At 68.6% G+C, this 10,778-nt stretch carries 11 protein-coding genes, 2 tRNA genes and 1 other RNA gene; 13 read left to right on the forward strand and 1 reads right to left on the reverse strand.

The genetic code is table 11. The annotated features are described in order from the left end of the window. The 8 genes from G7Y50_RS11590 to G7Y50_RS11625 all read left to right on the forward strand — a co-directional run. The coding region (locus G7Y50_RS11590; protein ID WP_370458042.1) for a cell division protein FtsQ/DivIB at window positions 1–975 on the forward strand (975 nt) is incomplete at its 5' end. A 355-nt stretch (window positions 976–1,330) separates the two neighbouring features. After that, window positions 1,331–2,455, forward strand: a complete 1,125-nt coding sequence (gene ftsZ / locus G7Y50_RS11595) for a cell division protein FtsZ (protein WP_165056751.1) — start codon at window positions 1,331–1,333, stop codon at window positions 2,453–2,455. 12 nt (window positions 2,456–2,467) lie between these two features. After that, window positions 2,468–3,340 (forward strand): polyphenol oxidase family protein, encoded by an 873-nt coding sequence (locus G7Y50_RS11600; RefSeq protein ID WP_165056750.1) that lies wholly within the window; start codon window positions 2,468–2,470, stop codon window positions 3,338–3,340. Between the two features lie 3 nt (window positions 3,341–3,343). Then, the gene (locus G7Y50_RS11605; protein WP_165056749.1) at window positions 3,344–4,033 is read left to right on the forward strand and encodes a YggS family pyridoxal phosphate-dependent enzyme; all 690 of its coding nucleotides are present in this window, start codon (window positions 3,344–3,346) and stop codon (window positions 4,031–4,033) included. Window positions 4,034–4,145: 112 nt separating this feature from the next. After that, complete coding sequence (locus G7Y50_RS11610) at window positions 4,146–5,093, forward strand: cell division protein SepF (RefSeq protein ID WP_165056748.1); 948 nt, start codon at window positions 4,146–4,148, stop codon at window positions 5,091–5,093. Then, window positions 5,093–5,944 carry a pyrroline-5-carboxylate reductase gene (proC, locus tag G7Y50_RS11615; RefSeq protein ID WP_165056747.1) on the forward strand — a complete coding sequence of 284 codons (852 nt, stop codon included), beginning with the start codon at window positions 5,093–5,095 and terminating at the stop codon, window positions 5,942–5,944. The genes G7Y50_RS11610 and proC overlap by 1 nt, the downstream gene beginning before the upstream one ends. Next, on the forward strand, window positions 5,938–6,192 hold the full coding sequence (locus G7Y50_RS11620) for a YggT family protein (protein ID WP_165056746.1): 255 nt from the start codon (window positions 5,938–5,940) through the stop codon (window positions 6,190–6,192). Before proC ends, G7Y50_RS11620 begins: the two co-directional genes overlap by 7 nt. A 54-nt stretch (window positions 6,193–6,246) precedes the next feature. Beyond that, window positions 6,247–7,110: a DivIVA domain-containing protein gene (locus G7Y50_RS11625; protein WP_165056745.1), complete on the forward strand. Its 864-nt coding sequence runs from the start codon at window positions 6,247–6,249 to the stop codon at window positions 7,108–7,110. A gap of 238 nt (window positions 7,111–7,348) precedes the next feature. Here G7Y50_RS11625 and rnpB read toward each other — a convergent pair. Continuing rightward, an RNA gene (gene rnpB, locus G7Y50_RS11630) (RNase P RNA component class A) lies at window positions 7,349–7,694 on the reverse strand. Window positions 7,695–7,751: 57 nt separating this feature from the next. Between rnpB and G7Y50_RS11635 the strand changes: the two genes are divergently transcribed. The 5 genes from G7Y50_RS11635 (at window position 7,752) to G7Y50_RS11655 (ending at window position 9,956) form a co-directional block, all read left to right on the forward strand. Then, complete coding sequence (locus G7Y50_RS11635; protein ID WP_165056744.1) at window positions 7,752–8,381, forward strand: thiamine diphosphokinase; 630 nt, start codon at window positions 7,752–7,754, stop codon at window positions 8,379–8,381. 257 nt (window positions 8,382–8,638) lie between these two features. Next, entirely contained in the window at window positions 8,639–9,241 is a 603-nt protein-coding gene (locus tag G7Y50_RS11640) for a cysteine hydrolase family protein (protein ID WP_165056743.1), read from the forward strand. A gap of 177 nt (window positions 9,242–9,418) precedes the next feature. Beyond that, on the forward strand, window positions 9,419–9,655 hold the full coding sequence (locus tag G7Y50_RS11645) for a glutathione S-transferase N-terminal domain-containing protein (protein WP_165056742.1): 237 nt from the start codon (window positions 9,419–9,421) through the stop codon (window positions 9,653–9,655). 94 nt (window positions 9,656–9,749) lie between these two features. Further along, window positions 9,750–9,823, forward strand: a tRNA-Gln gene (locus tag G7Y50_RS11650). A 56-nt stretch (window positions 9,824–9,879) separates the two neighbouring features. Beyond that, a tRNA-Glu gene (locus G7Y50_RS11655) sits at window positions 9,880–9,956 on the forward strand. The last annotated feature ends 822 nt before the right edge of the window (window positions 9,957–10,778 follow it).

The raw sequence follows: 10,778 nt of genomic DNA on the forward strand, positions 1-10,778 counted from the left end.
GCGCCGCGGCCGGGTGCCCGCGCTGCGAGCCCACGCCCCTCAAGCCCGCGACCGGCGGCTTCGCCCGCCCCGCGCGGCGCCGCGAGCGCGCGCCCGAGCGCGCGGGGGAGGGCTGCCGCGGGCGTCACCTCGGTGCGCATCGGCGACATGGACCGCCTCGAGCGCGACCACGCGCGCGCCGAGCGCACGAAGCGCGCGGCCCAGGCGAGCAAGCGCCCGCTCATCATCGTCGGCGTGATCGCCGCGATCGTCCTCGCCCTCGCCGTCGCGTGGTTCGCCCTCGCGCGCACCTCGGCGTTCGCCATCGAGAACGTGGAGGTGACGGGCGCCGACCACCTGACGACGAACGAGGTGTCGCAGCTCGTGTCCATCCCGCAGGGCACCACGCTGCTCTCGGTCGACGTCGACGCCATCAAGAGCAGCCTCGAGCGCGACTCGTGGGTGGAGAGCGTGTCGGTGAGCCGGGAGTTCCCCTCCACGCTCAAGGTGGCGGTGACCGAGCGTCAGGTCGCCGCGGTGGTCGAGGTGCCCGTGGGCTCCACGCAGACCATCCAGAACTGGGCCATCGCCTCCGACGGCATGTGGCTCATGGCCATCCCGAGCCAGGACTCCGAGGTGGGGCGCACCTTGAGCCCGAAGATCTACGAGGACGCCGAGAGCGTGCTGCGCATCACGGGCGTGCCCTACGGTCTTGCGCCCGAGATCGGCGCGTACTGCACCGACGACAACGTGAACAACGCGCTGTCCATCGTCGACGGCATGACCACCGAGCTGGCCGACCAGGTGAAGAAGGTGACGGCGACCGACCCCGCCTCCACGCTGCTCACGCTTGAGAACGGCGTCGAGATCGCGTTCGGCACCGCGGACGACATCCGCGAGAAGGAGCGCGTGGTCCTCGCGATCATGGAGGAGAACCCCACCGTCGTCTACATCAACGTGCGCGTGGTCGACCGTCCCACCTGGAGGGCGGCGTAGGGGCGGCGCAGGGAGGAAGCGGGCGGCTTGCGGATTGCGGCCTGCCGTGCTCTGCGGCGGGCGAGCGACGCCCGCGCTGCGCGCTGCGGCGGGCGAGCGACGCCCGCGCTGCGCGCAGCGGCGGACGCGGCCCCACCCGCGACGCACGCCGCGACGCCCGCGCCACGCCCGCGCTTTCCCGGCGCGTCCCTTATGTCGTTATTTCGTGGACGGACAAGGAGTAATCGCTGGTCGCAAAGTTGCAAACGCCCCCTCATCGTGTAAAATAGCCCCCATGTGTGCTGCGCCTGCATAGGCGCAGGTCAAGATTTGATTAACACGGCAGTCTAAACGCAGCAGGTGTGGAGGAAGAACAATGCCTAACTATTCAGGTGAGCATCTGGCGGTCATCAAGGTCGTCGGCGTAGGCGGCGGCGGTACGAATGCTGTTAACCGCATGGTAGAAGCAGGCGTCAAGGGCGTCGAGTTCATCGCGGTCAACACCGACCGCCAGGCCCTTCTGATGTCGGATGCCGACAAGACCATCCACATCGGCGAGGAGCTGACGCGCGGCCTCGGCGCCGGCGCGAACCCCGAGGTGGGCTGCCAGGCAGCCGAGGAGAGCCGCGCGGAGATCCGCGAGGCGCTCGCCGAGGCCGACATGGTGTTCGTCACCGCCGGCGAAGGCGGCGGCACGGGCACGGGCGCCGCCCCCATCGTGGCGGAGATCGCGCGCGAGGAGATCGGCGCGCTCACCGTCGGCATCGTCACCAAGCCGTTCTCGTTCGAGGGTCGCGTGCGCCGCAACCAGGCTGAGCAGGGCATCGACCTTCTGTCCCAGAAGGTGGACACCCTCATCGTCATCCCGAACGATCGTTTGCTCGAGATCGTCGACAAGAAGACGTCCATGATCGACGCCTTCCGCATCTGCGACGACACGCTGCGCCAGGGCATCCAGGGCGTGACCGACCTCATCACCGTCCCCGGCCTCATCAACCTCGACTTCGCCGACATCCGCGCGGTCATGAAGGACGCCGGCACCGCCATGATGGGCATCGGCGTCTCCAACGGCGAGAACCGCGCGCTCGAGGCGGCCCAGCAGGCCACCAACTCCGCGCTGCTCGAGTCGTCCATCCAGGGCGCGTCGCGCGTGCTGTTCTCCATCGCCGGCGGCCCGGACCTCACGCTGACCGAGGTGTCCGAGGCGGCCCGCACCGTCGAGGCGTGCGCCGACGAGAACGCCAACATCATCTACGGCCAGATCATCGACGAGGGCATGAAGGACGCCGTGCGCATCACCGTGATCGCCACGGGCTTCAAGGCGTCGGCCTCCCAGTCGTCCATGGACTTCTCCCGGCCCAAGAAGCAGGACCTGTTCGCCTCCACCGAGCCGGTGGTGACCGCGTCAGCTCCCGCGCCGGTGTCGTTCTCCACGTCCTCGAACAGCGGCCGCTTCGCCGACGAGGACTACATCCCCGACTTCCTGAAGCGCCAGCGCTAGGGGAGTCAGCCCGTGAAGGTATCGCAGCTGCCCCTGCCTCGCCTCGAGGCGCGCCAGCTCGGACCGCTCCATATCCTGACTGATGACGCGCTCGCCCGAACCTCGGGCGTGCGCGTTGCTTTTACCGGGCGTGCGGGCGGCGTGAGCGAGGCGCCCTACGCGGGGCTCAACCTCGCCACGCACGTCGGCGACGACCCCGCCGCCGTCATGCGCAACCGCGCGCTTCTGCTCGAGGAGCTCGGCGTGCCCGGGCTGCCGCTCATCGTTCCCAACCAGGTGCACGGTGACGAGCTTGTGTGCGTGCCGCGCGCTGATGCCGCCACGCTCGCAGACGTGCGCGAGAAGGCCGCGCGCGGCGCCGACGGCCTCGTGGTCACGACGTCCGGCGTAGCGGCGCTTCTGTGCTTCGCCGACTGCGTGCCGGTGGTGATCGCGTCGCCGACCGGCGCGTTCGCGGTCGTGCACGCGGGGTGGCGCGGCGTGGCGGCATCCATCGCGCCGAAGGCCGTGCGCGCGCTCGCCGCGCGCGAGTCGGGTGCGGAGGGTCCCTTCGGCACGCCCGAGGAGGCCGCGGCAGCGTACAACGTCTACCTCGGCCCCCACATCCACGTCGAGTGCTTCGAGACGGGCGAGGACGTGCGGGTTCTCTTCGCCGAGAAGATGGGCGAGGAGTGCGCACCTGACGCGCGCCACGTCAGCTTGGCGCGCGCTCTCGCCGTCGACCTCGTGCGCGCGGGCGCAGACGCGGCGCGCATCGCTGACGCGGGCGTGTGCACGGCATGCTGCCCCGATGAGTTCTACTCGTACCGCGCCGAGGGCGGCATGTGCGGGCGCCACGGCGCCCTCGCGTTCTTTGCGGGCGCCATCAAGCAAGTGAGGAGCTAGGACATGGGAATCAAGGAGCGCTACGCGCGCACGCTCGACGAGGTGCGCGCGCAATGCGCGGCGGCAGGACGCGACCCCGAGGCCGTCACGCTCGTGGCGGTGTCGAAGACGGTCGGCGAAGAGGGCGTGGGCGAGGCGTTCGCCGCGGGCGCGCGCGACTTCGGCGAGAACCGCCCCGACCAGATCGTCTCGAAGGCGGCGGCCTACCCTGAGGCAACCTGGCACTTCATCGGCAACATCCAGTCGCGCCGCATCCCCGAGATCGTGGCGTCGTCAACGCTCATCCACTCGCTCTTCCAGCTGAGCCACGCCGAGAAGATCGACGCGGCGGCGGAGCGGCTCGGCAAGGTGCAGGACGTGCTCGTCGAGGTGAACGTCTCGGGGGAGGCGAGCAAGAGCGGCGTCGCGCCCGAGGACGCCGAGGCGCTCGTGCGCGCCTGCGCGGCGCTCGGGCACGTGCGCGTGCGCGGGCTCATGACCATGGCGCCGCAGGGCGACCGCGCGGTGGCGCGCGCGTGCTTCGACGACCTGGCGCGCCTGCATGCCCGCATCCGCGCCGCGCTCGACCCACATGACGCTGAGGCGTTCGATGAGCTTTCCATGGGCATGAGCGAGGACTGGCATGAGGCCATTTGCGCGGGCGCTACCATTGTTCGCGTAGGGCGCGCTATTTTCAGCGACTCCTTCGAGTAAGATGGAGGGCAGGTGCTTTTTCGCGCTGAAGGCGACCGCATCACGGCGGTCGCGTCGATGACGGCAAGGCGGCACGTCCGCTTGACGGATAGATTTGGTGAGGAGGTCAGGCATGGATCTGCAGGACGGGAAGAGAATGCTCGGCGATCTCAAGTCCAAGCTCGGATTTGGGTCGAAGGGGCAGGACGCGGCCTACGATGACGGCTATGACGACTACGACGGCTATGACGACGGGTACGACGACTATGCCGACGACTACGATGACGGCTATGGCGACTACGCCCCGGCGAGCTCGAGCTACGACCGCTACGCGCCGGTGACCACGCGCTCGGTGGGCGCGGGCCGGCAGACGGGCTCCGGCTCGAGCATGCCGCGCCTCGTCTCCATCGACGACGTGCGCGCGAGCACGCAGGTTCCCGGCAGCCTGAACCGCGACCCGCTGCCGCCGCGCCACGTGACCACGCCGGCCACCAACGCGTTCGGCCGCACGATGGTCGACTCCTCGCTTCCGCCCCAGATGACCCCCGAGGGCACGGCGGCGGTCTCCGCGGCAGCCTCGCGCCGCCGCTCGGAGGGCCTCGACTCGCTGTTCACGCCGACCACCGAAGAGGCCGCGGGCGCGCCGGTCTCCGGGCGCGCGGGCGCGCATGCGGCTGCCTCGACGGCGCACGGGGCGCATGCGCCTGCCGCGAGCGCGGCAAGCTCAGCGACCTCGACGGCCTCTGCGGGCTCCGCAGGCGCCTACGACCCGTACGAATCCTACACGGGAAGCTCCACGGGCAGCTACACCGGCCGCCGCACGCTCACGGTCATCGCGCCTGCGAGCTACGGCGAGGTGGAGCGCGTGGCGAAGTCCCTCAAGGCGGGCGACGTGGTGGTGCTCGCGCTCGGCGAGGCGCCTGACGCGCTCGCCAAGCGCGTGCTCGACTTCTCGTTCGGCGTGGCGAGCGCGCTCGAGGCATCGGTCGAGTGCGTGGCCGACAAGGTGTTCGTGATAGCGCGCGGCAGCGGGCTGTCGGAGGTCGAGCGCATGAACCTGCGCAACCAGGGGGTGCTCTGATGGCGGGTGCCTGCGAGGTCGGGCGCGTCTCCGTCATCGGCGGCGGCAAGATGGGCGAGGCCGTCCTCGGCGGCTGGATCGCCGCGCAGGAGGGCCCGGCGCGCGCCTTGGGTGCGGGGAGCTTCGGCGTGGCCGACCCGGGCGAGGAGCGCCGCGCGTACCTCGCCGAGCGCTACGGCGTCGCCTGCGTGCCTGACGCGCGCGAGCTGCCGCGTGCCGACGTGGTGGTCTTGGCGGTGAAGCCCCAGGTGATGATGGGCGTGCTCGAGACGATCCGCGCGCACGGGTCCTACGTGGGAGGCGAAGGCGGCCCGCTCTTCGTGTCCATCGCCGCAGGGCTCACCACCGAGCGCTTGGAGGCGGCCCTGCCGGAGGGCGCGCGCCTCGTGCGCGTCATGCCGAACACGCCGCTTCTGGTGAGCGCGGGCGCCACGGCGGTATGCGCGGGCGCGCGTGCCTCGAGAGATGACGTGCGCTTCGTGTGCGAGCTCTTCTCGAGCCTGGGCCTCGCCTGCGAGGTGCCCGAGGCCGACATGGACGCCGTCTGCGCGCTCTCCGGGTCGGGCCCGGCCTATGTGGCCGCCCTCGTGGAGGCGCTGCGCGACGCGGCTGCGAAGCACGGCATCGCGCCTGATCTCGGCGAGCAGCTGGCGCTGCAGACCGTGTACGGCACCGCGCTCCTCATGAAGGAGACGGGGATCAGCGCCGAGACGTGCCGCGTCAACGTGTGCAGCCCCGGCGGCACCACGCTCGCAGCACTCAATGCCATGAACGCCGCCGGGTTCGCCTCCGTGTTCGAGGCGGGCGTCGACGCGGCAGTCACGCGATCTAAGGAGCTTGCCTCATGCTGACGTTTCTGCTCGTTCGCCTTGCCGACGCCTACAGCCTCATCATCTTCATCTACGTGATGATGTCGTGGCTGCCCACGAGCCGCGGCATCGTGGCCGACATCTACCAGGTGCTCGCCAAAGTCTGCGACCCGTACCTCAACTTGTTCAAGCGGCTCATACCTCCTATTGGAGGAATGGTGGACATAACCCCCATAATTGCCCTGCTTGTATTACAATTTGCGGTACGACTACTCGTTATTCTGTTTTAACGGTCAACTGAGGGAACGGCCCTGCGTGCCGGCATCCTGATGAGAGGGAACAACATGGCTATTACTTCTGCCGACATCCACAACCAAAGCTTCTCGATCGATCGCAAGGGCTACGACGTTGACGAGGTTGACGTCTTCCTCGAGCATGTGGCTGATGAGATCGACGCGCTCAACAACCAGATCGCGTCGCTGGAGGATCAGCTCGACGACGCCAAGTTCGACGGCTTCGACACCCCGGCCGCCCCGGTGGCGGCTGCCGAGACGGCGGTCATCACGCCGGCTGCGCCCGCTTCCGTTGACACCTCCGAGTACGAGGACCTCATTGCCGAGAAGGACGACATCATCGCCGACCTCGAGCGCCAGCTCGAGGAGAAGAAGGCCAACGACAGCGCCATCTCCGCGGCGCTCGTCGTCGCCCAGCGCTCCGCTGACGAGATCGTGGCCAAGGCCAACGCCCAGGCCGCCGAGACCATCCAGGACGCGCGCGACGAGGCGACGCGCATCCTGAACCGCGCCAACGCCGACAAGCAGGCGGTGCTCGACTCCATCCGCAAGCTCGAGGACGAGCGCGAGGACGTGCGCGACGAGTACGCCGACATCCTGAAGGACTTCATCACCGACGCGTCCCGCAAGCTGTCCGACCTCGGCGGCGTGGTGACCGCGAGCACCGCCGTCTCCGCCGCCGCCCACTACGTGACGCCGAGCCAGCCTGCCGCGCTCGGCACGCAGGACACCGGCGAGTTCGAGCTTGGCGAGTCCCAGGCCGCGCCTGCGCCTGCGCCCGCGCCGGTCGCCTACACCACGCCGCAGGCCGCTGACGCCGTGGTGGCTGCTCCCACGCCGGTTGCGAGCGCCTACGAGAAGGATCTCTCCGGCTTCGGCGACGCCGACGACTTCGAGTTCGAGGAGATCGACTAATTGACCGCTCCGCTCGCCTTGACGGCGGGCGGAACTATTCGACGCTGCGAAGGGCCGAGGCACCCCGCCTTGCCGCTTTGAGCTTTCGTCGCGTACGAAGCGCGCTTCCTCAAGCTCTCACGGCAACTCGGGGCATCTCGGCCCTTCTCGCTGGCGTTACGAACGATCCGCAGCCTTCTCATGATCTCCTCGTGAAAACGAAAAAGACCCCGCAAGGGGTCTTTTTTGCTGCTTCGACAGGGCGAGCGGGCCGGTAAGCCGGGTTCTGTCGGAGGACGGCCATTTATCTCGAACGCGCGTCACCGCGCGTCTCTAGCACGCAACCCGAACGCACGGAAGGGCGGCCGTATCGCGTTCCTATTTGCGCTTGCTCCAGATGGGGTTTACCAAGCCGCGCCGTTGCCGACGCGCTGGTGCGCTCTTACCGCACCGTTTCAGCTTTTCTCCCGCCCGAAGGCGGGGGAGTCTTCTTTTCTGTGGCACTGTTCCGTCGGGTCGCCCCGCCCAGCCGTTAGCTGGCATCTTGCCCTTGGGAGCCCGGACTTTCCTCGCGCCGTGAGGCACGCGACCGTCTGGCCCGCTCGCATGTGCTATTCTAGCAAACCGAGAAACGAGCGATTACCAGAAAGAGGGATCCTCACATGAGAACGTGTGCGCTGGTTGGCGCTTCCGAGTTCAACGCCGAGCACTTCCAGGAGATGGACGCCCAGGGCGCCTTCGACTTCGTCATCGCGGTCGACGGGGGCTTTGCGCACCTCGAGGGCATCGGGCGGACGCCCGACATGGCGCTCGGCGACTTCGACTCCTTGGGGTACGTGCCCCGCGGCATGCGCGTCACGCGCTTCTCGCCCGACAAGGACCAGTCTGACATGGAGCTCGCCCTGCAGCGCGCCAAGTCGATGCGCTACACCGACGTGTACGTGTACGGCGGCCTCGGCGGGCGGCTCGACCACACGCTCGCCAACCTGCAGGTGCTCGCGCTGTTCAGCGAGCGCGGCCTCTTTGTCACGGCGGTTGGCGAAAAGGAGGCCATCACGTTTGTCACCGGCCCCGACACGCTCGAGCTGTCCGCGGCCGAGGCCGGCACGGTGTCGGTGCTCTCCATGAGCGACGAGGCTCGCGGCGTGTTCGAGCGCGGCCTCAAGTGGGAGCTCGACGACTTCACCCTCTCCAACCGCACGTCGCGCGGCCTCTCCAACGAGTTCGCCGGAGAGGCCGTCATGATCGGCGTGGAGTCAGGCACGATCGCGGTGCTCGTCCCGCTCGTCTGAAGGCGGCCCGAGGCATCTCAGCCGCCCTCGCTAACGTTGCGAACAACCTGCGGGCGCTTTGCCTTTTAAGACCGCCGAGGGCATCGAACGGGCAACGTGCGTGCTTGCGCGCCCTGCGAGTGAGATAATCAAGGATGGCATGGCGGCTCGCCTACGTACGCGGGCATGCTCGCACGCGCGCACGGCGGCTCGTGCGCATGTGGCGGCTTGCGCGCGAGGCGGGCAAGGCCGCCGATCTCCAGAAGAAAGGAGCATTCATGCTGGGAGACGAGAACAACAGCGATCTCGTGGCGCTCGACGAGGTCGATCCGCGCACCTGCGCGCTGATCGTCATCGACGAGCTAGGCGATCCCGTGGGCGGCCCGCTCGAGGGCGTCTTGCTCGGGCCCACGCTCAACACCGCGCGCCTCGCGAAGGCCGCGCGCAAGGCGAGCGTGCCCGTGATCTTCACCAACGACGCGCACATCGAGGGACTCGACCGCGAGCTGGCGCTGTGGGGGCCGCATGGCCTGGCGGGAACGCCCGAGGCGCAGACCTCGCCTCAGCTTGAGCAGCAGGCGGGCGACTACGTCATCGAGAAGCGCCGCTACTCGGCCTTCTTCCAGACGGGCCTGCGCCTGCTGCTCGACGAGCTCGGCGTGCGCACGCTCATCTGCTGCGGCATGGACACCAACATCTGCGTGCGCCACACGGTGGCCGACGCCTACTTCAACAACTACGACGTGATCGTGGTGGGCGATGCGACGGCGACCTTCCTCGTGGGCAACCAGGAGGAAGGCCTCTCCTACATGGAGACGTGCTACGCCGCCAAGGTCGTCACCACCGACGAGGCGGAAGCCCTCATCGAGGGGCGTGCGTAAGCGCTGGCAAGGGCGCACCGTGCGAAGGGGCGCCTGGTACGCGCCGTCCGCCTGATGTCCGCCGCCTGCGGGCCCAATCCTTGGGCCCGGGCCTCGGGGCAGGGGAGCGGTGCGCTTTCGCAAGGAAAGCGCGGCTGCGCGATGGGTGCGCAGCCGCTTGAGACAAAGGAGAACCTCATGGAAACCCCCATCCTCTACCACTGGGCGCCGTGCGCAACCTGCTCGGTGACCTCGCAGTTCGCCGACGAGCACGGCATCGCCCTCGACAAGCGCGACGTCGAGCTCGAGCAGCCTTACCAGGAGCTTCTCGCCCTCGGCGGCGATGCGAACCTCATCCCGTACCTCTACGCGGAAGGTCAGCTCATCCAGGGCAATGACGCGATCATCGCCTACCTGACGGAACATTTTTGCTAAAAAGCGAAATTCCTTCTTGACGGGAAGCGCACAAGTCATTATTATATCCACTTGCGCTTGCCACTTCCGCAAGGAAGCGGCGAAGGAAATGTGTTGGGGTGTCGTCTAATGGCAGGACAGCGGTTTCTGGTGCCGTATGTGAGGGTTCGACTCCTTCCACCCCAGCCAAAAAAACTGGTTGACAACGAATCGCAATCGTGTAAACTAGCAAAGCGCACTTACGTGGCTCCGTCGTCTAGCGGTTTAGGACGCCGCCCTCTCAAGGCGGAGGTCGCCGGTTCGAATCCGGTCGGAGCTACCAAGTAATCACAAGGCCGGAAGCCAAAAGCTTCCGGCCTTTTTCTTTCTCGTCCTCCTCGCATCCGTCCCATGTCGTCCGGGATGAATTCCTCACCCAGATCCGTCATGCCATCCCGAACGGAGCGCCTGCAGGAGGCGCGGGGCGTCCCCTTGGCGTCTTCCCGTGCCGTCTTGGGCGGGCAAGGCGGGTCGGAGGATCCGCGCCCTCCCACGCCCCGCTTCCGTTCTTCTCTCCCGTCCCCCCGCGTCATCCTGAGCGGAGCGCCCGCAGGGCGCGGAGCCGAAGGATCCGGCCGCGCCTGGGTGGCGCATGCGGGCGCGCCGTGCCCGGGGCCGGATCCTTCGGCTCGCTCCGCTCGCTCAGGATGACACGGGGAGGGGCCCGCTCGCGCCCGGGGCGGCGCGAGGCTGCCCGGGACGACGCGGGAAGGGTCCGCGCCCGGGGAGGCACGGGATCCCGCCCGGCCGGGGCGGCGGGCGGCGCCCTCCGGCCCGGCCTCCGCCCCTGCCCATCATGCCTCCAGCTCTGCCACAGCCCCTCCCCTCGCCATGCCCGCCCGCCTCCCGCGCTCTCGGCTCGCCTCGCCCGGCTGGGAGCTGCCGCCCAGGGCCCAGCCGCCCCCGGAGCCGCCCCCGGCGCCGCCATGCGCCTTCGGGGCTCGCGCCCTCGGAGCTCGTCCCGCGCCATGCGCCCTCCCCCCCTGGAGTTGTGTCCAAGCTGTGGAGAAGCGCCGGATCGCTTGCAATCCTCGGCGGGGGAGGTAGTATAGACAAGCTGCCTTTCGGAGAGGCGGTGCGCGCCACCCCATGTTGGGACAAAACC

The sequence above is a fragment of the Adlercreutzia sp. ZJ176 genome (assembly GCF_011038975.1).
Classification (GTDB): Bacteria; Actinomycetota; Coriobacteriia; order Coriobacteriales; family Eggerthellaceae; genus CAAEEV01.

Excerpts from the sequence above, each read along its gene's own strand:
- ftsZ (WP_165056751.1), top strand. The coding sequence starts at position 1,331 with ATGCCTAACTATTCAGGTGAGCATCTGGCGGTCATCAAGGTCGTCGGC.
- G7Y50_RS11605 (WP_165056749.1), top strand. The coding sequence starts at position 3,344 with ATGGGAATCAAGGAGCGCTACGCGCGCACGCTCGACGAGGTGCGCGCG.
- G7Y50_RS11610 (WP_165056748.1), top strand. The coding sequence starts at position 4,146 with ATGGATCTGCAGGACGGGAAGAGAATGCTCGGCGATCTCAAGTCCAAG.
- proC (WP_165056747.1), top strand. The coding sequence starts at position 5,093 with ATGGCGGGTGCCTGCGAGGTCGGGCGCGTCTCCGTCATCGGCGGCGGC.
- G7Y50_RS11620 (WP_165056746.1), top strand. The coding sequence starts at position 5,938 with ATGCTGACGTTTCTGCTCGTTCGCCTTGCCGACGCCTACAGCCTCATC.
- G7Y50_RS11625 (WP_165056745.1), top strand. The coding sequence starts at position 6,247 with ATGGCTATTACTTCTGCCGACATCCACAACCAAAGCTTCTCGATCGAT.
- G7Y50_RS11635 (WP_165056744.1), top strand. The coding sequence starts at position 7,752 with ATGAGAACGTGTGCGCTGGTTGGCGCTTCCGAGTTCAACGCCGAGCAC.
- G7Y50_RS11640 (WP_165056743.1), top strand. The coding sequence starts at position 8,639 with ATGCTGGGAGACGAGAACAACAGCGATCTCGTGGCGCTCGACGAGGTC.
- G7Y50_RS11645 (WP_165056742.1), top strand. The coding sequence starts at position 9,419 with ATGGAAACCCCCATCCTCTACCACTGGGCGCCGTGCGCAACCTGCTCG.